The 26,286-nt window shown below is 57.6% G+C and carries 35 protein-coding genes; 28 read left to right on the top strand and 7 right to left on the bottom strand.

From position 1 onward, the window contains the following. The 9 genes from rplV to rplE all read left to right on the top strand — a co-directional run bounded on the left by rplV (position 1) and on the right by rplE (position 4,712). On the top strand, positions 1-363 hold the full coding sequence (gene rplV, locus A37O_RS0112135) for a 50S ribosomal protein L22 (protein WP_018297776.1): 363 nt from the start codon (positions 1-3) through the stop codon (positions 361-363). Then, entirely contained in the window at positions 363-1,109 is a 747-nt protein-coding gene (gene rpsC / locus A37O_RS0112130; RefSeq protein ID WP_018297775.1) for a 30S ribosomal protein S3, read from the top strand. Before rplV ends, rpsC begins: the two co-directional genes overlap by 1 nt. 6 nt (positions 1,110-1,115) lie before the next feature. Beyond that, positions 1,116-1,532 carry a 50S ribosomal protein L16 gene (gene rplP, locus A37O_RS0112125; RefSeq protein WP_018297774.1) on the top strand — a complete coding sequence of 139 codons (417 nt, stop codon included), beginning with the start codon at positions 1,116-1,118 and terminating at the stop codon, positions 1,530-1,532. Next, a complete protein-coding gene (rpmC, locus tag A37O_RS0112120; protein WP_018297773.1) occupies positions 1,532-1,762 on the top strand; it encodes a 50S ribosomal protein L29 in 231 nt (76 codons plus the stop codon). The genes rplP and rpmC overlap by 1 nt, the downstream gene beginning before the upstream one ends. Positions 1,763-1,764: 2 nt before the next feature. Continuing rightward, positions 1,765-2,046 carry a 30S ribosomal protein S17 gene (gene rpsQ, locus A37O_RS0112115; protein WP_018297772.1) on the top strand — a complete coding sequence of 94 codons (282 nt, stop codon included), beginning with the start codon at positions 1,765-1,767 and terminating at the stop codon, positions 2,044-2,046. 246 nt (positions 2,047-2,292) lie between these two features. Next, positions 2,293-3,222 (top strand): hypothetical protein, encoded by a 930-nt coding sequence (locus tag A37O_RS0112110; RefSeq protein ID WP_018297771.1) that lies wholly within the window; start codon positions 2,293-2,295, stop codon positions 3,220-3,222. Positions 3,223-3,444: 222 nt separating this feature from the next. Then, positions 3,445-3,813, top strand: a complete 369-nt coding sequence (rplN, locus tag A37O_RS0112105; protein ID WP_018297770.1) for a 50S ribosomal protein L14 — start codon at positions 3,445-3,447, stop codon at positions 3,811-3,813. A gap of 4 nt (positions 3,814-3,817) precedes the next feature. Beyond that, the gene (gene rplX, locus A37O_RS0112100) at positions 3,818-4,132 is read left to right on the top strand and encodes a 50S ribosomal protein L24 (RefSeq protein WP_018297769.1); all 315 of its coding nucleotides are present in this window, start codon (positions 3,818-3,820) and stop codon (positions 4,130-4,132) included. Position 4,133: 1 nt separating this feature from the next. Next, the gene (gene rplE / locus A37O_RS0112095) at positions 4,134-4,712 is read left to right on the top strand and encodes a 50S ribosomal protein L5 (protein ID WP_018297768.1); all 579 of its coding nucleotides are present in this window, start codon (positions 4,134-4,136) and stop codon (positions 4,710-4,712) included. Positions 4,713-4,813: 101 nt separating this feature from the next. Here the strand turns inward: rplE and A37O_RS0112090 are convergent, their stop codons facing one another. Both A37O_RS0112090 and A37O_RS0112085 read right to left on the bottom strand, forming a co-directional pair. Next, entirely contained in the window at positions 4,814-6,472 is a 1,659-nt protein-coding gene (locus tag A37O_RS0112090; RefSeq protein ID WP_018297767.1) for an MFS transporter, read from the bottom strand. Between the two features lie 3 nt (positions 6,473-6,475). Then, complete coding sequence (locus A37O_RS0112085) at positions 6,476-7,714, bottom strand: amidohydrolase (RefSeq protein ID WP_018297766.1); 1,239 nt, start codon at positions 7,712-7,714, stop codon at positions 6,476-6,478. Positions 7,715-7,969: 255 nt separating this feature from the next. Here A37O_RS0112085 and A37O_RS0112080 point away from each other — a divergent pair, with 255 nt between their 5' ends. Next, positions 7,970-8,761 carry a formate/nitrite transporter family protein gene (locus A37O_RS0112080; RefSeq protein WP_018297765.1) on the top strand — a complete coding sequence of 264 codons (792 nt, stop codon included), beginning with the start codon at positions 7,970-7,972 and terminating at the stop codon, positions 8,759-8,761. 11 nt (positions 8,762-8,772) lie between these two features. Here A37O_RS0112080 and A37O_RS0112075 read toward each other — a convergent pair whose 3' ends face one another. Beyond that, the gene (locus A37O_RS0112075) at positions 8,773-9,579 is read right to left on the bottom strand and encodes an aldo/keto reductase (protein WP_018297764.1); all 807 of its coding nucleotides are present in this window, start codon (positions 9,577-9,579) and stop codon (positions 8,773-8,775) included. Positions 9,580-9,716: 137 nt separating this feature from the next. Here A37O_RS0112075 and A37O_RS0112070 point away from each other — a divergent pair, with 137 nt between their 5' ends. Continuing rightward, positions 9,717-10,427, top strand: a complete 711-nt coding sequence (locus A37O_RS0112070; RefSeq protein ID WP_018297763.1) for a DUF2786 domain-containing protein — start codon at positions 9,717-9,719, stop codon at positions 10,425-10,427. Here A37O_RS0112070 and fdhD read toward each other — a convergent pair. Genes fdhD through A37O_RS0112055 form a run of 3 tightly spaced genes read right to left on the bottom strand, consistent with a single transcriptional unit; the run spans position 10,398 to position 13,850 of the window. Further along, positions 10,398-11,270, bottom strand: coding sequence for a formate dehydrogenase accessory sulfurtransferase FdhD (gene fdhD / locus A37O_RS0112065; protein ID WP_018297762.1), 873 nt, complete (start codon positions 11,268-11,270; stop codon positions 10,398-10,400). The genes A37O_RS0112070 and fdhD overlap by 30 nt on opposite strands. After that, positions 11,257-11,553 (bottom strand): DUF6457 domain-containing protein, encoded by a 297-nt coding sequence (locus tag A37O_RS0112060; protein WP_018297761.1) that lies wholly within the window; start codon positions 11,551-11,553, stop codon positions 11,257-11,259. Before A37O_RS0112060 ends, fdhD begins: the two co-directional genes overlap by 14 nt. Before the next feature lie 5 nt (positions 11,554-11,558). Beyond that, the gene (locus A37O_RS0112055) at positions 11,559-13,850 is read right to left on the bottom strand and encodes an FdhF/YdeP family oxidoreductase (RefSeq protein ID WP_018297760.1); all 2,292 of its coding nucleotides are present in this window, start codon (positions 13,848-13,850) and stop codon (positions 11,559-11,561) included. Between the two features lie 362 nt (positions 13,851-14,212). Between A37O_RS0112055 and rpsH the strand changes: the two genes are divergently transcribed. The 6 genes from rpsH to rplO are packed head-to-tail and all read left to right on the top strand — an operon-like array spanning position 14,213 to position 16,900. After that, positions 14,213-14,611: a 30S ribosomal protein S8 gene (gene rpsH, locus A37O_RS0112050; protein ID WP_018297759.1), complete on the top strand. Its 399-nt coding sequence runs from the start codon at positions 14,213-14,215 to the stop codon at positions 14,609-14,611. Between the two features lie 17 nt (positions 14,612-14,628). Then, entirely contained in the window at positions 14,629-15,165 is a 537-nt protein-coding gene (gene rplF / locus A37O_RS0112045; RefSeq protein ID WP_018297758.1) for a 50S ribosomal protein L6, read from the top strand. A 3-nt stretch (positions 15,166-15,168) separates the two neighbouring features. Continuing rightward, a complete protein-coding gene (gene rplR / locus A37O_RS0112040; RefSeq protein WP_018297757.1) occupies positions 15,169-15,573 on the top strand; it encodes a 50S ribosomal protein L18 in 405 nt (134 codons plus the stop codon). Between the two features lie 40 nt (positions 15,574-15,613). Then, positions 15,614-16,255: a 30S ribosomal protein S5 gene (gene rpsE, locus A37O_RS0112035; RefSeq protein WP_018297756.1), complete on the top strand. Its 642-nt coding sequence runs from the start codon at positions 15,614-15,616 to the stop codon at positions 16,253-16,255. Positions 16,256-16,260: 5 nt separating this feature from the next. Further along, positions 16,261-16,446, top strand: a complete 186-nt coding sequence (rpmD, locus tag A37O_RS0112030; protein WP_018297755.1) for a 50S ribosomal protein L30 — start codon at positions 16,261-16,263, stop codon at positions 16,444-16,446. A 7-nt stretch (positions 16,447-16,453) separates the two neighbouring features. Further along, positions 16,454-16,900: a 50S ribosomal protein L15 gene (gene rplO / locus A37O_RS0112025; RefSeq protein ID WP_018297754.1), complete on the top strand. Its 447-nt coding sequence runs from the start codon at positions 16,454-16,456 to the stop codon at positions 16,898-16,900. Positions 16,901-16,969: 69 nt separating this feature from the next. Here rplO and A37O_RS0112020 read toward each other — a convergent pair whose 3' ends face one another. After that, positions 16,970-17,482 carry a DUF1707 SHOCT-like domain-containing protein gene (locus A37O_RS0112020; RefSeq protein WP_018297753.1) on the bottom strand — a complete coding sequence of 171 codons (513 nt, stop codon included), beginning with the start codon at positions 17,480-17,482 and terminating at the stop codon, positions 16,970-16,972. 259 nt (positions 17,483-17,741) lie between these two features. Here A37O_RS0112020 and secY point away from each other — a divergent pair, with 259 nt between their 5' ends. The 11 genes from secY (at position 17,742) to truA (ending at position 26,195) form a co-directional block, all read left to right on the top strand. Continuing rightward, positions 17,742-19,061 carry a preprotein translocase subunit SecY gene (gene secY / locus A37O_RS0112015; RefSeq protein WP_018297752.1) on the top strand — a complete coding sequence of 440 codons (1,320 nt, stop codon included), beginning with the start codon at positions 17,742-17,744 and terminating at the stop codon, positions 19,059-19,061. After that, positions 19,061-19,606: an adenylate kinase gene (locus A37O_RS0112010; protein WP_018297751.1), complete on the top strand. Its 546-nt coding sequence runs from the start codon at positions 19,061-19,063 to the stop codon at positions 19,604-19,606. Before secY ends, A37O_RS0112010 begins: the two co-directional genes overlap by 1 nt. Before the next feature lie 120 nt (positions 19,607-19,726). Then, positions 19,727-20,530 (top strand): type I methionyl aminopeptidase, encoded by an 804-nt coding sequence (gene map, locus A37O_RS0112005; protein ID WP_018297750.1) that lies wholly within the window; start codon positions 19,727-19,729, stop codon positions 20,528-20,530. A 36-nt stretch (positions 20,531-20,566) separates the two neighbouring features. Further along, positions 20,567-21,295, top strand: coding sequence for a L,D-transpeptidase (locus tag A37O_RS0112000; protein WP_018297749.1), 729 nt, complete (start codon positions 20,567-20,569; stop codon positions 21,293-21,295). A 210-nt stretch (positions 21,296-21,505) separates the two neighbouring features. Beyond that, positions 21,506-21,724: a translation initiation factor IF-1 gene (gene infA, locus A37O_RS0111995; protein ID WP_018297748.1), complete on the top strand. Its 219-nt coding sequence runs from the start codon at positions 21,506-21,508 to the stop codon at positions 21,722-21,724. Positions 21,725-21,901: 177 nt separating this feature from the next. Beyond that, the gene (gene rpsM, locus A37O_RS0111990) at positions 21,902-22,270 is read left to right on the top strand and encodes a 30S ribosomal protein S13 (protein WP_018297747.1); all 369 of its coding nucleotides are present in this window, start codon (positions 21,902-21,904) and stop codon (positions 22,268-22,270) included. Positions 22,271-22,273: 3 nt separating this feature from the next. Further along, on the top strand, positions 22,274-22,666 hold the full coding sequence (gene rpsK, locus A37O_RS0111985) for a 30S ribosomal protein S11 (RefSeq protein ID WP_018297746.1): 393 nt from the start codon (positions 22,274-22,276) through the stop codon (positions 22,664-22,666). A gap of 24 nt (positions 22,667-22,690) precedes the next feature. Beyond that, positions 22,691-23,296: a 30S ribosomal protein S4 gene (gene rpsD, locus A37O_RS0111980; protein ID WP_018297745.1), complete on the top strand. Its 606-nt coding sequence runs from the start codon at positions 22,691-22,693 to the stop codon at positions 23,294-23,296. Between the two features lie 130 nt (positions 23,297-23,426). After that, positions 23,427-24,440: a DNA-directed RNA polymerase subunit alpha gene (locus tag A37O_RS0111975; RefSeq protein WP_018297744.1), complete on the top strand. Its 1,014-nt coding sequence runs from the start codon at positions 23,427-23,429 to the stop codon at positions 24,438-24,440. Positions 24,441-24,531: 91 nt separating this feature from the next. Continuing rightward, on the top strand, positions 24,532-25,068 hold the full coding sequence (gene rplQ / locus A37O_RS0111970; protein ID WP_018297743.1) for a 50S ribosomal protein L17: 537 nt from the start codon (positions 24,532-24,534) through the stop codon (positions 25,066-25,068). 224 nt (positions 25,069-25,292) lie between these two features. Further along, positions 25,293-26,195, top strand: a complete 903-nt coding sequence (gene truA, locus A37O_RS0111965; protein WP_018297742.1) for a tRNA pseudouridine(38-40) synthase TruA — start codon at positions 25,293-25,295, stop codon at positions 26,193-26,195. Positions 26,196-26,286 lie beyond the last annotated feature (91 nt).

Raw genomic sequence — 26,286 nt, 5'->3', positions numbered from 1 at the left:
ATGAGTGAGACAATCACCTCCGCATCCGCGACCGCGAAGTTCGTCCGCATCTCCCAGATGAAGGTCAACCGTGTCCTCGATCTCGTTCGCGGCAAGACCGTGTCCGAGGCATTGGCTATCCTGAAGTACGCACCACAGGGCGCAGCTAAGCCTGTTGCCAAGGTCGTTGCTTCTGCAGCAGCCAACGCTGAAAACAACTTCGGCCTGGACCCACGCACCCTCATCGTCTCTGAGTGCTACGCCAACGAAGGCCCAACCATGCGTCGCTTCCAGCCACGCGCTCAGGGCCGTGCGTTCCAGATCCGCAAGCGCACCTCCCACATCACTGTGGTAGTTGAAAGCCAGAAGGAAGGGGCCAAGTAATGGGCCAGAAGATTCACCCACACGGCCTACGACTGGGTATTACCGCTGACTGGAAGTCCCACTGGTACGCCGATAAGAACTACTCCGAGTACGTCGCAGAAGACATCAAGATCCGCGAGTTCCTGTCCAAGGGCCTGGACCGCGCTGGTATCGCTGATGTTGTCATCGAGCGCACTCGTGACCGTGTCCGCGTTGACATTCACACCGCCCGTCCGGGCATCGTGATTGGTCGTCGTGGCGCAGAGGCAGATCGCATCCGCCGTGAGCTGGAGAAGCTCACCGGCAAGATGGTCGCTCTGAACATCCTCGAGGTCAAGAACGTCGACGCTAACGCAACTCTCGTTGCTCAGTCGATTGCCGAGCAGCTGGTAAACCGCGTCGCATTCCGTCGTGCAATGCGCAAGTCCATCCAGTCTGCAATGCGTCAGCCACAGGTCAAGGGCATCAAGGTGCTCTGCTCCGGCCGTCTCGGTGGCGCAGAAATGTCCCGCGTTGAGCGCTACCACGAGGGCCGTGTTCCTCTGCACACCCTGCGTGCAGAGATCGACTACGGTTTCGCTGAGGCTCACACCACCTTCGGCCGCATCGGCGTGAAGGTCTGGATCTACAAGGGCGACGTCGTTGGTGGCGTTCGCGAGTCCGAGCTCAACGCACCGTCCGCAGGCCGTGGCCGTGGTGATCGTGATCGCCGCCCACGCCGTGGTGGCCAGCGCCGCCAGCGTGCAGAGCAGAAGAAGGAGGGCTAAGACTCAATGCTTATCCCTAAGCGCGTCAAGTACCGCCGCCAGCACCGCCCGACTCGTTCTGGTGTGTCCAAGGGTGGCAACAAGATTCAGTTCGGTGACTACGCAATCCAGGCTCTCGAGCCAGCGTACGTGACCAACCGTCAGATTGAGGCAGGCCGTATTGCCATCAACCGCCACGTCAAGCGTGGTGGCAAGGTCTGGATCACCATCTTCCCGGACCGTCCTTTGACCCAGAAGCCACTCGGCGTTCGTATGGGTTCCGGTAAGGGCCCTGTGGAGAAGTGGGTGGCTAACGTTAAGCCAGGCCGCATTCTCTTCGAGATGTCCTACCCGGATGAGGCTACCGCAACCGAGGCTCTGCGCCGTGCGGCTCAGAAGCTGCCTATGAAGGTCCGCATTATCGCTAAGGAGGACCAGTACTAATGGCTGCAGGAACCCCAGCACACGAATACCGTGAGCTCTCTCCGGAAGAACTGACCGACAAGTTGACCGAGGCAAAGGAAGAGCTGTTCAACCTGCGCTTCCAGCTTGCTACCGGCCAGCTGACCAACAACCGTCGTATTTCCGAGGTTAAGCGCAACATCGCTCGTATCTACACTGTGCAGCGCGAGCGCGAGCTCGGCCTGTCGGTGATCCCAGGAGCTGAGGCGTAAACATGAGTGAGGCTAACGTGACTGAAAACACCGACAAGGGCGCACAGAAGATCCGTCAGGGTTATGTTGTGTCCGACAAGATGGAAAAGACCATCGTCGTACAGCTCGAGGACCGCAAGTCCCACGCTCTGTACAGCAAGATCATGCGCAAGAACAAGCGCGTGAAGGCTCACGACGAGGAGCAGATTGCCGGCATCGGCGACCTGGTTCGCATCGCTGAGACCCGTCCTTTGTCCAAGGACAAGCACTTCCGTCTCGTCGAGATCGTAGAGAAGGCTCGCTAAAGCATTTTCGCTTTACGACGAGCAAAGGCCCGCAACCTTCCCGGTTGCGGGCCTTTTGCTGTTTCTTAGGCTGGTTGCCCCTGCCCAAATCTAACGTGGTCGATTTCAGAATCGACCAACCCGAAAAATATGCCATTTATGCCTGCTGGAGCGAACACTAAATCAGCGTGGTCGATTCCGACAGCCTGGCTGTGAATTTCAGCGCAAAAACTGCAGACCACAGCCATGTTTGCTTAGGTGAGAAGCATGACGACTCCGCACAACCAACAGGATCCCCCGGAACAGCCCGAGTATCGCTCTGCTGGTCCGGTAGCTGTTGCCAGGGCGAAAAACTTGCTGCCTGTACTGATCAGCGTGATCCTCGTGCTCATCGTCGTCGGAGTGATTACGGGACAGTTCAATAGATCCACCGAGCAAGACAACCCCGATGAGCGTGCCCAATCAGCCCTAGACAATTCGCTCGCTCGCGCGGAGCAGGATCTGGCCGGACACGATGTTCAGATCGAAGGCGAGGTGAAGAGCAATTCCTGGCGCGGATATACCGTGACTATCACCGTGGACCCCAACGAGCGCACCGCTATTGAAGACTCGGCGGACTTTCTCAAAGGGCAGTGGTCCAAGGATCCGCTGGACCCGAGCTATTTCACGGGCTGGCTCGAATCCGATAACCCACCCACCACGTATCGCATCGACCCTCGGGTGGCGAATGCATGGCTGGTCGAACTATTCAGCCAACCCGTCCCAGGGATCAGCCACGTCGAGGTAGTGGCGAATAACGCTGACACGGGAGAGGGGACGCGCTCGGACCGGATCGAATTTATCGTGGCCAATAGCTGGCAAGAAGCCGCAGCACAGCAGGAGCGCATCACGCAGCTCATCGACCACTACGTTCCCGTCTACGATGCCCCGCCCATCGTGAACTTTGAAACCCAAAGCGAAACCAGCCCGCGGCTAAGCCTGCAACGCCTCGACGGCGAGGACGTCGCCCCGGCGCTGAGCATGATGGCCGAACTCGTCGACGCTGCAGAACAAGACAGCATTACTACCGTGCTGGTGCGCAATACCGACGACCTCAACGAGGTGGATGTGAAGCAATCAGATGACTCAGAACCGCTCGACCAAGCAACCGAGGAAGACATCGTGCGCCATTATCTTCCAGAAGCGCGCATAGTATAAGGTCACGGCCTTAAAGCGTGAGAAGGCGATTTGGAAAATACGGCCGCCACATGGTTTAATACATGGGTTGTTTATGCTGGTCGGCATGCGACGTTGATTTCCGAACGTCCAGGCCGAGACCCTTCGACAGTAGTTCGTCGCAAAGCATGACTTCGAAGACATTGACCACGTGCGTACAGGACGGAAATCTGGCGCACAATAATCCAGGTCAGGAGACCAACTGTGATTCAGCAAGAATCGCGTCTGAAGGTCGCCGATAACACTGGTGCACGTGAAATTCAGTGCATCCGCGTCCTCGGTGGATCTGTTCGACGTTTCGCCGGCATCGGCGATACCATCGTCGCCTCCGTCAAGGACGCTGCCCCAGGTGGCAACGTCAAGGCGGGCGAAGTTGTACGCGCAGTAATCGTGCGTACCAAGAAGGAAACCCGTCGTGCAGACGGTTCCTACATCTCATTCGACGAGAATGCAGCTGTCCTTATCAAGAACGACTCTGAGCCACGCGGCACCCGTATCTTCGGCCCTGTTGCTCGCGAGCTTCGTGACAAGAAGTTCATGAAGATCGTTTCTCTCGCACCGGAGGTGATCTAGTCTTATGAAGATCAAAAAGGGTGACATGGTTCAGGTAATTTCCGGACCAGACAAGGGCGCTCAGGGCAAGGTCATCGAGGCTTACCCGAAGCGCGACAAGGTCCTCGTTGAGGGCGTTAACCGTGTGAAGAAGCACGTCGCAAACTCCGCTACCGAGCGTGGCGCTGAGTCCGGCGGCATCGTAACCCAGGAAGCTCCAATCCACGTATCCAACGTGATGATCCTGGATACCGATGGAAACCCATCCCGCGTGTCTTACCGCTTCGACGAAGACGGCAAGAAGGTTCGCGTTGCTAAGTCGAACGGGGAGGACATCTAAGATGGCTGACAACTACACACCACGCCTGAAGACCCAGTACCGCGAAGAAATCCGCGGCAAGATGGGCGAGCAGTTCGGCTACGACAACGTCATGCAGGTCCCTGGCCTGACCAAGATCGTTGTCAACATGGGCGTCGGCGACGCTGCACGTGACTCCAAGATGATCAACGGTGCTCTCGAAGACCTCACCGCGATCACCGGCCAGAAGCCACAGCTGCGTCGCGCAAAGCAGTCCATTGCTAACTTCAAGCTCCGCGAAGGCATGCCAATCGGCGCAAAGGTTACCCTGCGCGGCGACCGTATGTGGGAGTTCCTGGACCGTCTGCTGACGGTTGCACTTCCTCGTATCCGCGACTTCCGCGGCCTGTCGGACCAGCAGTTCGACGGACATGGCAACTACACCTTCGGCTTGACCGAGCAGACCATGTTCTACGAAATCGACGTTGACAAGATCGACCGCCCACGCGGTATGGACATCACCGTCGTGACCACCGCGACCAACAATGAAGAAGGCCGCGCGCTGCTCCGCCACCTTGGATTCCCATTCAAGGACAAGGACGGCAAGATGCAGCAGGCATAAGCCTCGCTCGCTTGACGACGAAAAAACAGCGCCCTTCCTCCCCGATTTCATTCGGAGAGGAAGGGCGCTGTTTTTGGTTTTCTAGCTTCTACTTTGTCCTATTACTTTGCAGTAGCGGGAGCAGATCCAGCTGCTGTGCCGGTGCCTAGCTCAGAAGCAGCCTGCTGTGCTTGCGCAAGTTTGGCGCGCGCGGCCTTTTCGGCTTCAGTTGCCTTTACCAAGCGGGCTTCTGCAGCTTCGAGTTCTTCTTCGGCTGCGTGCAGCATTTCTTCCGGCTTGTTATCCGCATTCTCGGACTTCTTCTTGCCCGCTTCCGCAGGGATCAGGAGGATGATCGATGCCAGTGCAATCAGCGCCATGATCAGGATGACGCCCATTGCCACCATTCCAGCTTCACGCACAGCGATGTTGTCCTGACGACCGGAGAAATCCACAACGTTGCCCAGCACCGAGGAACCAGAAGTCTGCATTGCGGTGAAGATCGAGGTAGGAATTGCTGCACCGAAAGCGGCACCCAACGACGATGCCATCTTGTACACACCCGAGCCGGATCCTGCCTTGTCGTCGGGAAGCGCGCTCAGGGCAGCGTCGGTGGATGGGGTGGCGTAGAACGCAAGGCCCAGGCCGAACAGGCAGTAAGCGATAATCGCCAGGACAACGTAGGTGCCGGTCATGGTGTTGGTGAACATCAGCAGTGCGATGGCCACGGCGACGATGCTCGCGCCCCAGATCATTGGCTTCTTGTTGCCAAAGCGCTGCAGCAGCTTTTCGCCAACGCGGATGAACGCGATGATAAACACTGCATAACCGATGGTGAGGTAGCCGGCCTGAGCAGCGGACCAACCAGCAGCACCCTGCATCACCCAGAGGGAAACTGGGATCAGGCCGGCGGTTGCGTTGATCAGGAAGTTCGACACGGTTGCGCCGGTGAAGACTGGGTTTTTGAACAGGTCGAAATCGACCAGTGCGTTCGGATTGCCCATTTCAACCTTGATGAACCAGGTCAGAGCGGCAATGCAGATTGCAATGAGTGCCCAGGTGATCCAGCTGGTCCAGCCGATGGAGGAGCCCTGGGTGATTACGAGCAGCAGGGTCAACACGAACAGTGCCAGCGAGATGATGCCTGGGTAGTCGGTCTTCTTGTTGGAATCCTTCGCAGGCGCATCTTCTGGGATCTGGCGCATCAGCATGATCGAGATGACCGAGATGACTGCGGAGATGATGAAGATGGAGCGCCAGCCCAGTGGGGTGGAAGCCATGAAGCCGCCGAAAAGCGCGGCTAGGCCGGAGCCGCCCCAGGAACCGATCGACCACATGGACACGGCGCGCTGGCGCTCCTTGCCCTGCCAGTAAGTCTTCAGCAGAGCCATGGTCGACGGCATGATGAATGCTGCGGACAGACCCTGGAAGATACGGCCGGCGACGAGCATGGTGGTGGCAAGTGCTGCTGGGCCACCAGCCAGGCCGACGAGGAGGGAACCGACGATGCCCAGGATGTTGCCCCAGGTAGCCATCTTGACGCGGCCAACCTTATCGGCGAAACCACCGGCCACGACGATGAACATGCCGGAAAACAGTGCGGACAAGGAAATCGCGATGTTCATGACGGCATCTGGGGTGCCGATGTCTTGACCGATCGCAGGGCCGATATTCAGGGTGGTCTGAGCGAAGAGCCAGAAGGTAATAACTGCAAGGACGATACCGAGCAGGGCGGAGTCATTGCCCTTGAACTCGGTTGCCCGTTTCATTGTGGTGGTCATGATTTATGCATCCTCATTCTTTACTAGCCATGCAGAGGCAGCAACAACGGCAGCTTCGACACCGCGGTCGAGCGTTGGCTGCAGGTCAGGGGCGAAAGCGGGGTTGTGGTTGCCGGGAGCGTTCTTCCAATCCTCGAAGCCGCCGACACACCAGTACACGTAAGGCACGTCCATGGAGTCCGGCACGATGGAGAAGTCCTCGGATGCCGAAACCGGATCAATATCGACCGAGTCATCGCCAAAGAAATCGTCGAACACTGCTCGGACCTGCTCGAACGGTTCCTGGTGATTGGAGGTCAGAGGGTAAATATCGTAGTACTCGAACTCTGGCTCCTTCGGGGAGCGAGCGGCCTCGCACTCGGCGCGAACGATGCGCTCGATGGCCTCGTGCATGTGCGCTTCGACGTCCTTGTCGTAGGCGCGGGTGTTGATCAGCAGCTCGGCGTCATCAGGAATGATGTTCGACTTCGTACCGGCGTGAATAGCGCCAACGGTGACAACACCCATGTCGTTCGGTGCAATTTCGCGACCGACAATAGTTTGCAAGCGCGTCACAATAGCCGAAGCCAGCACGACGGGGTCAACGCTGAGCTGCGGCATGGAGCCGTGAGAGCCCTTGCCGTACACCTTGACGCGTATCGACGACGCCGCCGTGAAGATCGTGCCAGGCTTGCTGGCCACGGTGCCGCCCGGGGTGACAGCGATGACGTGCTGGCCGAGGTACACATCTGGCTTCGGCATGACCTCGGCGATACCTGCATCGACCATTTCCTGGGCGCCGGCAGCAATTTCTTCTGCAGGCTGGAAAACACCGACGTAGGTGCCGGCCCACGCATCCTTGTGGGAGTTGTAGAACTTCAGCGCGGACAGCAGACTCATGATGTGGAAGTCATGGCCACATGCATGCGAGACGGCGAAGGTCTGTCCCGTCTTTTCGTCTTCTTGCTCGGCGGTGGAGGCGTAGTCCTTGCCGGAGACTTCTTTGACGGGAAGCGCGTCGATGTCGCCGCGCATAGCAACGACGGGGCCCTCGCCATTTTCAACGATAGCGACGAGACCGGTTTTTCCTACCGAGTGAACCTCGATGCCTGCGGCCTCAAGCTCAGCGCGAATCCGTGCGGAAGTTTCGTACTCCTGCAAAGAGAGCTCGGGGTGCTGGTGGAAGTGCTTGAGCAGCTCTTCGCGCTCGGCACGAGTGCTGTCCAGATCGGACAGAATCTTGGTAACAGCCTGGTTTCCCATTATTCCCCTTCCATAAGTTTGTTTAATCTGAAAAAGCCGTATGGGAAGATAAAACAAGGGTTAACCAGTACTTTTCCCTGCCCCCATACTTGTATAACCATAAATGCGAGCTACTCGTCGTGCTGCTTAATCTCGGGAAGGCAGTGCAAACAGCCACCCTTTTTGGGGGCAAAAATATAGAAAGTATGATTTATTGAACCTGGTTAGGCTGGGTGTTTAAATGGTTGAGACATTTACGACAGTAGGGGAGAATTTATGGCGCTCAATGACATCGCAGAAGCAGCGGTGAGCAAAAAGATCGAACTACTCGATTCTGAATTTGAACGATTCGCTGTGCGCTCAGTCCTTGCTGGCGCCTATCTCACACTCGGAACGGCCTTCGCCGGAGTAGTAGGGGAAGCTGTAGAGTCTGCCAATCCCGGCCACGGCCTAGGCAGCGTCGTCTTTGCGTTCCTCTTCGGGCTCGGCCTGTTCGCCATCGTTATTCTCAACGCCGAGCTGGCAACCGGCAACATGATGTTCGCCTCTTACGGAGCAACCACCAAACAAATCAGCTGGGGCAAAGGCATCTGGCTCATCGTCGCCACCACGCTGTTCAACCTCTTAGGCGCTGTGATCGTCGCCATGATCTTGGGCTATTCCGCCAAGTTCTCCTCGGTGGACCCGACACACCTGCTCTCTACTCTGTCGCAGGGCAAGCTGGAGAAAGAGCCATTACAGGCATTCGTGGAGGCAATCGCCGCTAACTTCGTGGTGAACATGGCCATCGTGGCGGCGCTATTCGCGAAGGATTTCGCATCGAAATTCTTCGTCATCGTGCCCATCATTGCCATCTTCGTTGGCCTAGGCCTTGAACACGTGATTGCGAACTTCTCGCTGATGACCATCACCATGCTAGCCTCCGACCCGCTTCCCGAGGCCATGACTTTTCCCAACGTGGCCATTAACTGGCTGGTGGTGTGGTTGGGCAACATCGTTGGCGGCGGGCTGCTCATTGGCGGAGTCTACGCCTGGCTGAACAAGACCCAAACGGTGTACAAGGACTAGGAAAAGGAACCCTAGAACTCCTCGTAGGTGTCAGGGTCCTGATCATGTAGCCGCCCATCGGGGCGACCAAGCACTGTTACGGCCGCAGCAGTCTCCTTGTCGAGCAGGTTATCCACAGCGCGCAGGTTGGCCACTTGACGTGCGCTATCTTGTGAGCGTGGCAATGGGATTACACCGCGCGTGGCGTGCCACGACAAGATAAGTTCAGCCACTGACATGTGGGCGCGCTCGGCGAGGGAGACGAGGGCCTCGTCGTCAAGCAATCCTCCTCGGCCCAGCGGACTCCATGCTTCGACGGCAATGCCGTTTCCCTGGCACCACGCCACGAGTTCTTGCTGCGGGAAATGCGGGTGGATTTCAAGCTGGTTGACCTCGGGGAGTACACCAGTTTTTTCCGCGAGAGTTTCGATGTGTTGTGCGGTGAAGTTGGATACGCCGATGTGCTTAAGCAAACCGTCTTGTTGCGCCTGAATCAATGCTTCCCAGGCCAGGACGTATTTTCCCTGCTGCGGGTTTGGCCAGTGGATTAAGTAGAGATCGAAATAGTCGAGCCCCGCGCGAAAGAGCGACTCTTCAATAAAGCTGCGGGCAAGCCTCGGTTCGTGCGCCCTGCCGGGCAGCTTCGAGGTAACAATAAGCTCCTCGCGCGGCACCGAGGCCCGGCGAATCGCATGACCCACCGCGCCCTCGTTCTCGTAGTTGTAGGCGGTATCGATGAGCCGATAACCGCCGTCGATAGCCGACAGGATGGCGTCGGAGCCGTGGGATCCGTGCAGGGACCAGGCTCCAAACCCGATTGCAGGAAGTGTGAGTTTCATAGCCCCACCCTAACCAGGAAATGTTGTTTTCCACAGGAATCCCACATTGCTGCGGGGAGAAACGTTCGATGCGCTAGAAAAGTACTCAACACACAGATTGGTACTTGGGGGAAGCACTAATGACACAATTAAACACAATGGACAAGATTAAAGAGCGGGTACAGAAGCTGCTGAATCAGGCCGCGGACCGCGAGGGGACACCCGAGGGCGACGCCTTCTACGACAAGGCGTTCGAGCTGATGGCCTCCTATGGCTTCGACGAGCGCGACCTGGGCACGAAGCAGGTAGGCGACAATATTTCGCGGAAGGTATTCGCCTTCAGTGGTGCCTACACGGACATGCAGGCGTATTTGCTCAATAGTCTGGTCCGTGGGCTGCACTGCGTTGCTTTTTCCGCGGGCACTTACCGTTCCACCAAGGTCAAACAGATGACGGTGTTTGGTGCCGAGCGCCACCTCGACCGCGTGGATCTATTGTTCTCGCTGCTCAACCCGCAAATGATAGTGCTTGCTAAGCGGGTGCGCGCGCACCCAGAGCTGGGGGTCTCCGCGGTTGTGGCGCGGCGTTCGTTCATGATCGGCTTCGCCAGCCGAGTCGGGGAGCGCCTCCGACAGGCCGAGAAAACCGTGTCGGATTCATCAAACGGTTACGCGGTTGCGCTTATCGACGATGCCGCGAAAGCCGAAGCCGCCCGTGATGCCTTCGCCGAAGAAGAAGGGATCACGTTGGCCTCATCGAAATCGCGCCGCTCCATGGACGCCGACTCGTATTTCCAAGGCGTTGATGCAGGAAACGGCAGCGATATTGGACAGACGCGACTAAGAAACCGCGCGGCCTTGCCCCGCTGATGCGTTGGGGCGAGCGAGCTCGCCGGAGTACAGGTTGAACCGACCGGGGCGTGCGAAACCGACCAATGCCATATTGGCTTCACGAGCAAGCTCGACGGCCAGCGACGACGCAGCCGATACCGCCACGAGGGCTGGGAAACCGGCCATGACGGCCTTTTGGACCAGCTCGAAGGAGGCCCGCGAGCTCATCACCAGGATCATGTCCTTCGCCGGAAGGCGGCCCTCCATCAGCAGATGGCCGATGACCTTGTCCGCGGCATTGTGCCTGCCGATGTCCTCGCGGATCACAATCGGGTTGCCGTCGAGGTCAAATGCGCCAGCGGCATGGATCCCTCCGGTTTTGCGGAATTGTTTCTGACCTTCGCGCAGCTTGTCGGGCAGTGACATCACCAGAGCAGGATCAAGCGCGAGGGGTTCGATGGGAGCATGGGTCTTGTCCATGATCTCGTCGATGGACGAGGTGCCACAGACACCACACGCGCTCGTCGTCGGAGCCAAACGAATGAATTTCGGATCCACCTGGCGTGGCGTGTTCGCAGCGGTGACCAGGTTCAGGTCGAGCACGTTGTAGGTGTTCTGCCCGTCGGGTCCGGTCGCGCCGGCGCAGTAGCGAGCCGTGGAAATTTCCGCTGGGTCGGTGATGATTCCCTCGCCGTAAAGCCACCCGTGCGCGAGCTCAATATCGTGGCCGGGAGTACGCATCGTGGTGGTCAGGGTTTGTCCGTTGTCGCGGATTTCTAGTGGTTCTTCTACCGTGACCGTATCCGCGCGGGTATCTACCGTGTATGCGTCGCCGTCAAGGGTGACCTTGGTTACCGCGAAGTTTCGGTTAATCCGTCCCACTGTTGCTGTACTCCTCAAGAATCGAGTTGATGTGCGCGATGTTTGCCCGCACTTGGGCTACCAGTTGCTCATCTGTCATGTCCGCACGCCCCGATGCCAATCCAACGAGAAACGCTGTCACCGGGGCGGCGGCACGGGAAGGACCGTGCGCGACGTTCCTGGTGAGATCGAGGAGATCACCCACAAGAGCGCGCGTGACATCCGGTGAGACATCCAGAGAGGCCGATGCTTTGTTCAACCAATCGTGAGCAGATTTAATTTCTTCTGGGCTATCCTTCGCCATTGCGATCAAAGATCCTTCGCGTTGGTTCCCAGGGGTTCCAGGTGGACAACCAGGGACTTCGACACAGGAGTCTCGGAGCCATGCGCGTGCTCCTCGAGTGGGACGAGGATGTTGAGCTCAGGGAAGTAGCCGGTTACGCAATCAACGGCGTGGTCGTACTCGACCAAGCGGAAGTTCTTGGCACGGCGCTCACCAGACTCGTAGACGGAGACCACATCGACAAGGTCACCGTCCTTAAGTCCACGCTTGACCAGGTCCGCCTTATTAATGAACAAGACGCGTCGGCCGCCGCGCACACCACGGTAGCGATCGTCGAGGCCATACGAGATGGTGTTGTACTGGTCGTGGCCACGCACGGTAGAGAGCAACAGCTGCTCGTCTTTAAGCTCGATCGTGTTGGTGGGGTTGATAGTCAGCTGCGCCTTACCGTCCGAGGTGTTGAACACGCGTTCGCGGGCGGCGTGCGGCAACATGAATCCACCAGGGCGCTCGAGGCGCTCGTTGTAGTTCTCAAAACCTGGGATGGTGTTAGCAATGTGATCGCGGATCACGGCGTAGTTGTCAATCATCGGCTGCCAGAAATCGTCACCGAAGGTCTCACGGCCGATGGAACAAATCACGTCCACCTCCGACTTGAGGTCAAGGTCCTGGTTGGCCTTGCGCTTCGGGCGAGAACCCGAGACCTTGGAATCAGAAGCCTCGACGGAAGTAATTTGCGGGCCGGACTTCTGCGGGTCATAGTCGCTGCGGGAGCGCACCGGCAAGATCAGGCCCTTCTCTCCTGGCCAAGCGCAGGTGGCATTGAGCTTGGTCAGCAGGTGTACCGTCATTTCGTTCTGGGCCATGCCATCTTCCACGGCAGTGGTGTCCGAGATGGCGCGCACGTAGTTACCGCCCAAGGACAAGAAGAAGTCGCTCTTCCCGTCGCGCAGCGCCATGGCTGTCTCCACGGAACCGCGACCATGCTCGCGAGGAACGTCGAAACCAAACTCGTTTTCCAGATTGCTCAGGAACCACTCGGGCATCTTCTCGGAAATACCCATCGTGCGATCGCCCTGGACATTCGAGTGGCCACGGAAGGGGAAGGAACCCGCGCCGGGCTTGCCAATGTTGCCGGTGAGCAGCAGGAAGTTCATCATCTCCTGGATGGTGTCCACGGCGTTTTTATGCTGGGTCACACCCAGGGTCCAGCATAAGGTGATGGTTTCGGCCTTCTCTACGTAATCGACGATCTTTTTTACCTGGGCCTGCTTGATTCCGGAGCCGCGCTCTAGGGCTGCGTCGTCGAGGGAGTTGAGGTAGGCGATGGTCTCGTCCACGTTGGAACAGAATGTGTCCAAGAAAGTGCGGTCGAGCAAGTCACGACGAATGATTTCCCGGTTGATCTGTTGGAAGAGCGCACGATCGCCGTCGAGGCGGACCTGCACGTATTCGTCGGCGAGCTTGTTCGGGATATTCAACGCGCCCTTGAGCGACTGCGGCTCCTTGAACTTCATCAAACCGGTTTCCGGCATCGGGTTTATGGCGATCATCTTGCCGCCGTTGACCTTCTGCTTATGGAAGGCAGTCAGCGAACGCGGATGGTTCGTGCCCGGGTTCTGACCCACAGAGATAATAAGGTCGGTATTGTGCAGATCCTGCATGGTGCCGGAGCCCTTGCCAACACCGACCATGTTCGCTAGGGCGACACCGGTGGAGTCGTGGCACATGTTCGCGCAGTCGGGCAAATTGTTGGTGCCCATGCGACGGCCAAGCAGACCCATCACGTAGGCGGATTCGTTAACGGCGGTGCCCGAGGTATAAAAGTGTGCCCGATCCGGTTCCGTCTTTTTCAGCTGCTCCGAGATCATCGCAAAGGCCTCCTCCCAGGAAATCGGCTGGTAAGTCTCCGTGCCACTGGAGCGGTCATAAAACATCGGTTCCTGGAGGCGGCCCTGCTGGTCAAGTTCGTAATCGGTCATCTCGCGCAGCTTCTCAATCGGGGTAGAAGCAAAAAACTCACGCGAGACACGCTTCGGAGTGGTCTCCTGCGCGATCGCCTTGGCACCGTTCTCACAAAACTCAACGATGCCGAGTTCGCCCTGCGGCGGCTCTGGCCAGGCACACCCCGGACAGTCAACGCCACCATGCTTATTCATGGTCAGCAGGGGAATTAAGCCGTGGTTTGGCACAGCATGCTGCATGGCATGGAGCACACCTCCAACGCCGGCGGCTGCAGTAGTCCGATGGCCAATTTTGGGATTATCGAAGCGGTTGGCAATGGGATTGGAACGTGAAATTTCGGTCGGAGTAGACATAAGCCGAACTTTACTTGAGAAAATCAGCCCTCGATAGCGTGCGCCGGAAAACACAGTGGCCAAGGCGCTCGTCGCTAAGCGAAAAGGCGATTTTGTCCTGCGTTAATGTGCGTGTAACGTTTGTCGGCGGATTAGTGCGTGCTATTTTAGTGCGCCGCGAATCCTCCAAGTACATATGATTCCAACTTTGTTGCAGGCCCCTCGCCGACATGCGAACCGAGTGTATGGATTGGGCAGCGAGCACCACGCGTTATTGAGCGCGTGGAGCGTAAGTAGCCCCCGACAGATCACACGGATAACGCGACCTAATTACTGGGTCAGGTGGGGAAGGAACCGTAACGAGAAAGGTAACGGTCAATTCCATGACCATGACAGATCCAATCGCGGATATGCTGTCTCGCGTGCGCAACGCAAACAACGCGCACCACGACACCGTGTCCATGCCTTCTTCGAAGATCAAGGCGAACATCGCTGAGATCCTGAAGCAAGAGGGCTACATCGCTGACTACAAGGTCGAGGAAGAAAAGGTCGGCAAGACCCTTTCCCTCGAGCTGAAGTACGGCCCAACTCGCCAGGCGTCCATCGCTGGCCTGCGCCGTGTTTCCAAGCCTGGGCTGCGCGTGTACGCAAAGTCCACCAACCTGCCTGAGGTTATCGGCGGCCTGGGCGTGGCCATCATCTCCACGTCCCAGGGTCTCCTGACCGACCGTCAGGCTCGCGAGAAAGGCGTAGGCGGGGAAGTCCTCGCTTACGTCTGGTAATAGGGAGGTAGCACAATATGTCACGTGTAGGTAAGGCACCTATCGCAATCCCTAACGGCGTTGAAACCAAGATCGACGGCCAGAACGTAGAAGTTAAGGGTCCTAAGGGCACCCTGTCTTACTCCGTTCCAGCACCGATCTCCGTTGCTGTCGAGGAAAATGAAATCGTGGTCTCCCGTCCGGATGACCACCGCACCAACCGTTCCCTCCACGGTCTGTCTCGCTCGCTGGTCAACAACATGGTTGTTGGCGTCACCGAGGGCTACAAGATCAACATGGAGATCTTCGGCGTTGGCTACCGTGTGGCACTGAAGGGCAAGAACCTCGAGTTCGCTCTCGGCTACTCGCACCCAGTTTTGATCGAAGCGCCGGAAGGCGTGACGTTCGCCGTTGATGGCAACACCAAGCTCTCCATCGAGGGCATTGACAAGCAGCTGGTAGGCCAGATTGCTGCGAACATCCGCCGTCTGCGCAAGGACGATCCTTACAAGGGTAAGGGCATCCGTTACGCGGGCGAGCAGGTTCGTCGCAAGGTCGGAAAGACGGGTAAGTAAGCAATGAGCAACACTGCAGAGAACACCAAGCGCACCCCGGTTGGCAAGGACATTTCGTCCCGCCGCCGCGAGGCACGCGCACGTCGCCACTTCCGTATTCGCAAGACCCTGCGCGGCACCCCAGAGGCACCACGCCTCGTTGTGCACCGCAGCTCCCGCCACATGCACGTTCAGGTCATCGACGACCTGGCAGGCCACACCCTGGTTTCTGCTTCCTCCATGGAAGCAGACGTTCGCTCCACCGAGGGCGACAAGAAGGCCAAGGCAGCAAAGGTCGGCCAGCTCATCGCTGAGCGCGCTAAGGAAGCCGGCGTCGAGCAGGTCGTATTCGACCGCGCCGGCTACAAGTACCATGGTCGCGTCGCAGCACTTGCAGACGCCGCTCGTGAAGGTGGACTGAAGTTCTAATGACTAACTTGACCATGAACATCAACGGAAGGAACGCGTAATGCCGGGACGTGAACGGCGTGACGGCGGACGCTCCGCCGACGACCAGAACAAGAACAACAAGAACGATCGTAACGAACGTGGTGGCCGCGGCCGCCGCGACGATCGTCGTAACCAGAATGATGAGCGCGATAAGTACATCGAGCGCGTAGTCTCCATTAACCGTGTCGCAAAGACGGTTAAGGGTGGCCGCAACATGTCCTTCACCGCACTCGTCATTGTCGGCGACGGCCAGGGCATGGTCGGCGTTGGCTACGGTAAGGCTAAAGAAGTGCCAGCAGCTATCCAGAAGGGCTCCGAAGAGGCTCGCAAGAACTTCTTCCGCGTCCCAATGGTTGGCGGCACCATCCCTCACCCAGTCCAGGGCGAAGCAGCAGCGGGCATTGTTATGCTCCGCCCAGCAGCTCCTGGTACCGGTGTGATCGCGGGTGGCGCAGCTCGTCCAGTTCTTGAGTGCGCAGGCATTCAGGACATCCTGGCGAAGTCCCTGGGCTCCGACAACTCCCTCAACGTTGTGAAGGCAACCGTTGCGGGTCTGAAGTCCCTGGCTCGCCCAGAAGAGGTTGCTGCTAAGCGCGGCAAGACTCTCGACGAGGTCGCACCTGCACGTATTCTGCGCGCTCGCGCAGGTCAGGAGGCGTAATCACCATGGCTTTGAAGATTACTTTGCACCACGGCAAGGTTGGCAGCAAGCCAGTCCACCGTGCAAACCTTGAGGCTCTGGGTCTGCGCAAGATCGGCCAGACCGTGACCAAGCAGGACAACGCCGCAGTGCGCGGCCAGATCCTGAAGGTCGCTCACCTGGTTACCGTCGAAGAAGTAGCAGGGGAGTAGAGATATCATGAGCGACATTATTAAGCTCCACGATCTGCGCCCAGCAAAGGGCGCTAACAAGGCTAAGACCCGCGTCGGCCGCGGTGAGGCTTCCAAGGGTAAGACTGCTGGTCGCGGTACCAAGGGTACTAAGGCTCGTAAGCAGGTTCCACACGCATTTGAGGGTGGCCAGATGCCACTGCACATGCGTCTGCCTAAGTTGAAGGGCTTCAAGGCTCAGAACAAGACCATCTACCAGGTGGTTAACGTTTCTGATCTGGAGAAGGCTTTCCCACAGGGCGGCGACATCGCCGTTGCTGACATTGTTGCAGCAGGCCTGGTTCGCGCTAAGCAGCCAGTCAAGGTCCTGGGCAACGGCGTCTTGGGCGTTAAGCTCAACGTCACCGCAACCAAGTTCTCCAAGTCTGCAGTTGAGAAGATCGAAGCTGCTGGAGGCTCTGTCACCGAGGCATAAGCCCCGCTGATAGCTTAAAACGGCTACATCCTTTATGGATGTAGCCGTTTTTTCGCTTTACGACGAATGCTACTGCCCGAGCTCTTTCCTGCGCTCCATAGCTATACGGAGGCGCTCGGAGCGTTCCTTCTTTTGCGCTTCGTCGAGTTCTTCGAAGATTTTCTCGTCCTCTTCCTCTAAGCCATAAAGACTGCGCACTCCCCAGGACGCAAACGCTCCGAGAGGGAAAATGATCCAAAAATAGGGCAGATTGAACACGAAGAGCCCGAGAACAAAGGCGACCATGACTACGGTCCAGATCACGCCATCGGCACGGCGGACCTTGGCGCCTTGTTTTTCAATCCGGTCCAATTCGGCATCAGCCCCGAGCGATGTTTTCTGCTCCGGTGCTTCAATGGATTGTTCCGGAAGATCACTGAAAACCTTCGTCAGGTCACTGCGATAGGTCGCAGCAACGACTTCGCCGGTGCGACGATCGAACTCGGCCACATCCAAATAGCCATTGGTGAAAAGTTCGCTGAGGCGATCGAGTGCGGAATTGCGCTCCGCCTCGCCGACGCGGATGTCAGGACTGTTGTCCATCACGCCTCCAAAGCCTCGGGGGTTTGTGTAGTCGCCATGGTACCGAAGCGACCTGTGAGAGGGGAGAGGAAATCGTCGTAAAGCGAACAACGCTTGCCGCTGTGGAAAACGCGCGCATTTGTGGCCCTGAAAATTAGCCTCAGGTGGATTGGCTGATAGAGTGGAAAAGTCAATTGTGTTTGAGGCGCGTGTGAAGCCTGCCTTAAAACCATTCCGAAAACCTTCAACCCATACAGAGGGGTAGAAGCCAGGAGGCTTTGTGTCTGCCATTCTTCAGGTGTTCAAGGACCCGGATCTACGTAAAAAGATCTTCATCACCCTTGCGCTGATTATCCTGTACCGAATCGGGGCTCAGATCCCAACACCGGGCGTCGATTACGCTGTGGTGGCCGGTCGCCTTGAGCAACTTGCCGGCGAATCTGCGAGCGTATTCTCGGTCATTAACCTGTTCTCAGGCGGCGCCTTGCTCCAGCTGTCGATCTTCGCCATCGGCATCATGCCGTACATTACGTCGTCGATTATCGTGCAGCTGCTCACAGTGGTGATTCCGAAGTTCGAGGAGCTGAAGAAGGAAGGCCAGTCGGGGCAGACAAAGATGACGCAGTACACGCGTTATCTCACTGTGGCGCTGGCGCTTCTGCAGTCCGCAGGCATTGTCGCCCTCGCCGACCGTGAGCAGCTCCTTGGCCAGGGCAATCCCGTGCTAGTGGAAGACCGCAACATTTTCACGCTCATCATGATGGTCGTTGTCATGACCTCGGGTGCGGTGCTGGTGATGTGGCTCGGTGAAATCATCACCGAGAAGGGCGTCGGCAACGGCATGTCCCTGCTGATTTTCGCCGGTATTGCAACGCGTATCCCAACCGACGGCATGGCCATCCTCGAGCAGTCCGGTGGGCTGGTGTTCGCGTTGGTCGTCGCCGCCGTCATCGTGCTGGTGATCGGCATCATCTTCATCGAGCAGGGCCAGCGCCGCATCCCGGTCCAGTACGCCAAGCGCATGGTGGGTCGCCGCCAGTACGGTGGCTCGTCGACCTACCTGCCACTGAAGGTGAACCAGGCCGGCGTGATCCCCGTGATCTTCGCGTCCTCCCTGATGTACGTGCCGGTGCTGATTACGCAGATCATCATCTCGAATCAGACCACACCGCCGGATAACTGGTGGATGAGGAATATCTATTCCTGGCTCCAGACGCCTTCGTCCTGGCAGTACATTTTGATCTATTTCGTCTTGATCATCTTCTTCTCGTACTTCTATGTCTCCATTCAATACGACCCGAATGATCAAGCCGACAACATGAAGAAGTACGGTGGATTTATCCCAGGCATTCGCCCGGGACGTCCAACCGCACAGTACTTGTCCTATGTGATGAACCGTCTGCTTTTCGTCGGCGCATTGTACTTGGCACTGATTGCGGTGCTGCCAAACTTGGCCCTGGGTCAAAGCATGGGCGGCGACAGCACTATGTCGGCGTTCGGCGGTACGGCTATTTTGATTATGGTTTCTGTAGCCTTGACTACAGTGAAGCAAATTGAATCCCAGCTCCTCCAATCCAACTACGAAGGACTTCTGAAATAATGCGACTTGTACTCCTCGGCCCTCCGGGCGCTGGTAAGGGCACCCAGGCAGCTATCCTCTCTGAGAAGCTAGGCGTCCCACACATTTCCACCGGTGATCTCTTCCGCGCGAACATCGGCGAAGGCACCCCGCTCGGTGTTGAGGCTAAGAGCTACATCGACGCCGGCAAGCTCGTACCTACCGATGTCACCGCACGCATGGTCGAGTCCCGCCTCGCTGAGGAAGACGCTGCGAACGGCTTCCTGCTGGATGGTTTCCCACGCACCGTGGAGCAGGCTGAGATCCTTGCGGATCTGCTGGAGAAGTCCGGCGTGCAGCTGGATGGCGTGTTGAACTTCGTTATCAACGAGGACGTTGTTGTCGAGCGCATGCTCGCCCGCGGCCGCGCAGACGACAACGAAGAGACCATTCGTACCCGTCTGCAGGTCTACAACGAGGAGACCAAGCCACTGATCGATCACTACGGTGATCAGATCATCTCCATCGAGGCAGAGGGCGAAGTTGAGGAAATCAACGCCCGCGCGATGGAGAAGCTGGGTAAGTAACTCACTTTTAGGCAACTACCTTGTAGGCGACTACTCTGAAACGCTGGTACCTTGACGCATTGTCGGGTACCGGCGTTTCATCGTTCCAAAGTTTCTGCACAATCAAAGGAGGGCACCGTCGTGGTGTTCCACAAACGTAAAAAGGTCATTCCCGGTAAGACTCCAGGCGAACTCGACGCCATGGAGGCCGCCGGCCGGATCGTCGGCATTGCCCTCCAAGAAGTTCGTGCGGCTGCGGTAGAAGGCGCGACCACGGCAGATCTGGACAAGGTGGCCGAAGAGGTCATTCGCGCGCACGGTGCAATTCCTACCTTCCTGGGTTACCAGGGGTTCACCGGTTCCATCTGCACCTCGGTCAACGAAGTTGTCGTGCACGGCATTCCGAGCTCCGACGTAGTCCTCAAGACAGGAGATCTGGTGTCGATCGACTGCGGCGCCACCTTCGATGGTTGGGTAGGGGACTCCGCATGGAGCTTCGGTGTCGGCGAACTTGCCAGTGATGTGGACAAGCTCAATCGCGCTACCGAACAGGTTCTGCTCGAGGGATTGCAGGCCATGGTGCCAGGCAATCGCCTCACCGACGTGTCTCACGCCCTCGAAGTGGCAACTCGTAAGGCCGAGCGTGATTTCGGCATCGAGTTGGGCATTCTCGACGGATATGGCGGTCACGGCATCGGACGCACAATGCACGAGGATCCCTACCTCGCCAACGAAGGCAAAGCGGGCCGTGGTCCGTTCATCGAGGAAGGTTCCACACTCGCTATCGAACCGATGCTCATCCTCGGAGGGGAAGTCGATTCCGAGGTGCTTGACGACGATTGGACAGTGGTTACCTTCGACTCGGCACCTGCCGCGCACTGGGAGCACACGGTGGCAGCGACCTCACAGGGTCCACGTATCCTTACCCCCCGAATCGACAGTTAACTAACAGACTCATAAGTATTGCCATATACTGTCGGCATGTCTTTGATTTCTCGTCGTATTGGCGCAGCTTGCGCAGCATTGATCACCGCAGTGGGTCTCTTCGCAGCTCCTACTGCTCAGGCCCAGGACCTCAACGAACTTTCTTCCACCCTGCCTTTCGATATTGAATCGGAAGCAGACAAAATCTCTCAGCAGGTGGAAGATACTGCGTGGTCTGCTCGCAATGACGCGCAGCGTGCAGTGCGCGTTATCGACCAGGTAGATCCCAACCTGACCAAGCAGTTCAGTGCCGGCATCGACGAGGCAATCGAGGTTGTCTACCCAGGCATTATCGAGCGTCGCACCCCACGTGCAACTCCTGCTCCTCGCCCACAGGCAGTAGTCAAGCAGGCTGCGAAGGCTCCTGCATTCGACTACGGCTCCTGCCCAGCTGATGCAAAGGTCTGCGTTGATATCGCAGGTCAGCGCTCCTGGCTGCAGAACAATGGTCAGGTCTACTACGGTGCAGTTCGCGTCTCCACCGGTCGCGTCGGCCAGGAGACCCCACGTGGTACCTTCTACGTCAACCGCCAGGTACGCGACGAGATCTCCTACGAGTTCAACAACGCACCAATGCCATTCGCAACCTACTTCACCAACTACGGCCACGCTTTCCATGAGGGCACCCCAGACAACATGTCTGCTGGCTGCGTTCGCATGTACCGCGCAGACGCAGAGAAGTACTTCAACGATCTCAACATTGGCGACAAGGTCTACATCTACTAGAACCTTTTCGGCCCACTGGCCGCGGCGGCCGGTCAATCGTCGTCAAGCTTTGCCCCACCGTTTCCGCGCGACCTGCGGGAACGGTTTTGTTTTTGGGGGTGGAGGCGCTATAGTTGGCCATTGGTGTAGCACAAGACGTGCTCACCATGATAGTGGACCACCAAAAATGCAGGTATACAAGCCAATTTGTATGCCGGGAATGCGGAGTTTATGGCTAAAGAAGGCGCAATTGAGGTTGAAGGCCGAATTATCGAGCCTTTGCCAAATGCAATGTTTCGTGTCGAACTAGACAATGGGCATAAGGTTCTTGCCCACATCAGCGGCAAGATGCGCCAGCACTACATCCGTATCCTCCCTGAGGACCGCGTCGTCGTGGAGCTTTCTCCATACGACTTGGACCGTGGGCGCATCACGTACCGCTACAAGTAAGACATTAAGCCTCCTTACCCAGGGCGCGCACTTGTGTGCACCTGTTACTACCTCTGGCTGCGATGGCCGGAGCCGCGCGTATCACGACCCAACACCCGGTACGGACCGGGGCAAGTGTCGGTTGGCACGGACGGATAGGGAGAAAACCATCGTAACAACCCGAAAGGCATGTACCTTATGGCACGTCTAGCTGGTGTTGATCTGCCTCGCAACAAGCGCATGGAGATTGCACTTACCTACATCTACGGAATTGGCCCAGCCCGTTCCAAGGAACTGCTCGAGCAGACCGGCATTTCCCCTGACCTGCGTACCGACGACCTGTCTGATGACCAGGTTGCCGCCCTGCGTGACGTGATTGAAGCTACCTGGAAGGTCGAGGGTGACCTCCGCCGCGAAGTTCAGGCAGATATCCGTCGCAAGATTGAGACCGGTTCCTACCAGGGACTGCGCCACCGCCGTGGCCTGCCAGTTCATGGTCAGCGCACCAAGACCAATGCACGTACTCGCAAGGGTCCGAAGAAGACCATCGCAGGAAAGAAGAAGTAATTCATGCCTCCTAAGTCTCGTGGCGCGCGTCGTCGCGTCGTAAAAAAGAATGTGGCCAACGGCCACGCATACATCAAGTCCACCTTCAACAACACCATCGTGTCTATCACTGACCCTTCCGGTGCTGTCATTGCTTGGGCATCCTCTGGTCACGTCGGATTCAAGGGCTCCCGTAAGTCCACTCCGTTCGCTGCACAGCTGGCTGCTGAGAATGCTGCTCGTAAGGCAATGGATCACGGCATGAAGAAGGTCGACGTTTTCGTCAAGGGTCCAGGTTCCGGTCGTGAAACCGCAATCCGTTCCATCCAGGCTGCAGGCCTCGAAGTGTCGTCGATCTCGGACGTGACGCCACAGCCATTCAATGGCTGCCGTCCTCCGAAGCGTCGTCGCGTTTAAGGGAAAGGAAAAAGGTTCTAAATTATGGCTCGTTATACTGGCCCAGCAACCCGCAAGTCCCGTCGTCTTCGCGTCGACCTTGTTGGCGGAGATATGTCCTTCGAGCGTCGCCCATACCCTCCGGGGCAGGCTGGCCGCGCTCGCATCAAGGAATCCGAGTACCTGCTGCAGATGCAGGAAAAGCAGAAGGCCCGTTTCACCTACGGTGTAATGGAGAAGCAGTTCCGTCGTTACTACGAAGAGGCTAACCGTCTCTCCGGCAAGACCGGCGACAACCTGCTCGTTCTGCTCGAATCCCGCCTGGACAACGTTGTGTACCGTGCAGGTCTGGCTCGCACCCGCCGTCAGGCGCGTCAGCTGGTCTCCCACGGACACTTCACCGTCAACGGCAAGAAGATGAACGTTCCATCCTTCCACGTGACTCAGCACGACATCATCGATGTTCGTGACAAGTCCAAGAAGATGATCTGGTTCGAAGAAGCTCAAGACAACCTGGTCGATGCTGTTGTTCCAGCATGGCTCCAGGTCGTTCCTGAGACCCTGCGCATCCTCGTGCACCAGCTGCCCGAGCGCGCTCAGATTGAGGTGCCTATCCAAGAGCAGCTCATCGTCGAGCTTTACTCGAAGTAATCACTTCATCCCGCCTACCCGATGTAAGTTTATGGCTTGTCCATATCCTTCGGTTCAGGGAAGTCGGACACTCTTTCATATATTCGTTCCTACCGGCGTCAAATAGCGGTCGCCGACAAAGGAGAAGTCCATGCTCATTTCACAGCGCCCTCAGCTGACTGAGGAATACATCGATACCAACCGTTCAAAGTTCGTTCTCGAGCCACTCGAGCCAGGTTTCGGTTACACCCTCGGCAACTCCCTGCGCCGCGTCCTGCTGTCCTCCATTCCTGGAGCAGCTGTGACCTCCATCAAGATCGACGGTGTGCTCCATGAGTTCACCACGATCAACGGTGTCAAGGAGAACGTTTCGGAGATCATCCTGAACGTCAAGGAACTGGTTCTTTCCTCTGACTCTGATGAGCCAGTGGTTATGTACCTGTCCAAGGAAGGTCCAGGCCAGGTCACTGCAGGCGACATTCAGCCTCCTGCAGGTGTGGAAATCCACAACCCTGACCTCGTGATTGCAACCCTGAATGAGCAGGCAAAGCTGGACATGGAACTCATTGTTGAGCGTGGCCGTGGCTACGTTCCAGCAATGCCAGATTCCGCTGGTGAGGTCGGCCGCATTCCGGTTGACCAGATCTACTCTCCAGTTTTGAAGGTCAGCTACAAGGTCGAAGCTACTCGTGTTGAGCAGCGCACCGACTTTGACAAGCTCACCATCGACGTGGAGACCAAGAACTCCATGTCCGCACGTGACGCTCTCGCATCTGCTGGTTCGACTCTTGTCGAGCTCTTCGGCTTGGCCCGTGAGCTCAACATCGAGTCCGAGGGCATTGAGATCGGTCCATCCCCACAGGAGACCGAGTACATTGCCGCGTACAACCTGCCGATCGAGGACCTCAACTTCTCCGTTCGTTCCTACAACTGCCTGAAGCGTCAGGAAATCCACTCCGTCGGTGAGCTCGCTGAGTGCACCGAGTCGGACCTGCTGGATATCCGCAACTTCGGCCAGAAGTCGATCAATGAAGTTAAGATCAAGCTCGCTTCTTTGGGCTTGACCTTGAAGGACGCACCGGAAGATTTCGACCCAACTCAGATCGAAGGGTACGACGCCGAAACCGGCGACTACATCGATTCCAGCGCGGACGAAGCCGAGTAACTGCCACGCGACATAAGAGCCTGAGTTCTTCGGAGCAATTCGGAGATCAACGGCTCGCGCGCTCAACAATCCGCACACGAGGAGTACGAAAATGCCTACCCCAAAGAAGGGCGCCCGATTCGGCGGATCCGCATCCAACCAGAAGCACATTCTGGCTAACCAGGCTGCGGCTCTGATCGAGCACGGTGCTATCAAGACGACTGACGCAAAGGCAAAGGTCCTGCGTCCGTACGTTGAAAAGCTGATCACCAAGGCTAAGGGTGGAACCCTGGCCGACCGCCGCGAAGTTGCGAAGCACATCCCTAATAAGGCTGTTGTTTCGTACCTGTTCAACGAACTCGCTGAGAAGTTCGAGAACCGCCCAGGCGGCTACACCCGCATTATCAAGCTGGAGAACCGTTCCGGCGACAATGCACCAATGTCCCAGATCTCCCTCGTTCTCGAGGAGACCGTTTCTTCTGAGGCTGAGCGCGCAACCCGCGCTGCTGCTTCCAAGCAGGCTGAAGCTGAAGAGGCTCCAGCCGAAGAAGCGCAGGCTGAAGAGGCTGCTGCTGAGGAGACCGAAGCTGAAGAGGCTGAGGTTGTAGAGGCAGAGGCTGAAGAAGCTAAGGAGTCCGAGGAGAAGTAATTCTTCTTAGACCGACAACCGCCTAGTGCGCACCGTTTGGTGCGTGCCAGGCGGTTTTCGCATGCCTGGGGTTGGGATGCTGGTCCGCTGGTCGGGCGTCACGGACACTATCTACCGATTTAAGGTTTCGTGGGGTTTCACGGCCGAAAAGTACATACTGGTCGATAACAGATGACAGGGGAGAACACCTCCGACACGGCGCAACTTGCTACGCTGAATCAATCATGGAGAACGCCTCACACCCAACTTCGCGCCTGCGCATTGACCTGGCCTACGACGGAACCGACTTTCACGGTTGGGCTCGGCAGAAGGAGGGACCGGATGGTCCGATCCGCACCGTTCAGGAGGTAGTGGAAGACGCGCTGAGCACCATTCTGCGCGTTCCCGTTCAGCTCACGGTTGCGGGCCGCACCGATGCGGGAGTCCATGCTGCCGGTCAGGTGGCGCACTTCGATATTCCCCTCGAGTGCCTGGATCAGCGCACCTTGAATGGTGATCCTCACCGCTTGGTACGTAGGTTAGGCAGGTTTTTACCCGAAGATATCCGGGTCGACGAGGTTGCTTTTGCCCCTGCGGGGTTCGACGCGAGATTTTCAGCGCTCAGTCGCAGGTATGTCTACCGGATTACCACCCATCCCGGCGGGGCCTTACCCATGCGGGTGCGCGATACAGCCACCTGGATCAAACCGGTCGAAGTCACGGCAATGCAGGAAGTGGCCCACGCGCTCGTTGGACTCAATGACTTTGCGGCCTTTTGTAAACCACGCCCACACGCGACCACGATTCGTGACCTGCAATCGTTTGTGTGGAGGGATTCGTCGACAAGCATGGAGCCTAACCTTTACGAGGCGGAAGTGATCGCCGACGCCTTCTGCTGGAACATGGTGCGAGCACTGGTGGGTGCGTGCCTGGCGGTAGGCGAGGGCAGGCGTGATCTCTCGTGGGCCGCAGTCCTGCTGCAGGAAAAGCAGCGCAGTTCCCAGGTGCCGCTCGCACCCGCACGCGGGCTGACGCTGATGGGCGTGACGTACCCGCCCGACGAAGAACTGGCACTTAGAAGTGCGGCCACGCGCGGGATGCGTGACGCGAGCGAACTCGACGAGGAGCCGGGCCCATCGGTTGGTTAGGTTCCGGTCACTTGTTCTCAAAAGCAGGGGAGAGCCGGTCTACAATCAGTGTGTCCTTGCCTCATCAAGAGGCTGAAGTAGAAAGCGCGAT

Source organism: Corynebacterium lubricantis DSM 45231, from assembly GCF_000379425.1.
Taxonomy (GTDB): Bacteria; Actinomycetota; Actinomycetes; order Mycobacteriales; family Mycobacteriaceae; genus Corynebacterium; species Corynebacterium lubricantis.
The sequence above is the reverse complement of the archived record's forward strand: the minus strand, read 5'-3'. Positions and strand labels throughout refer to the sequence as shown.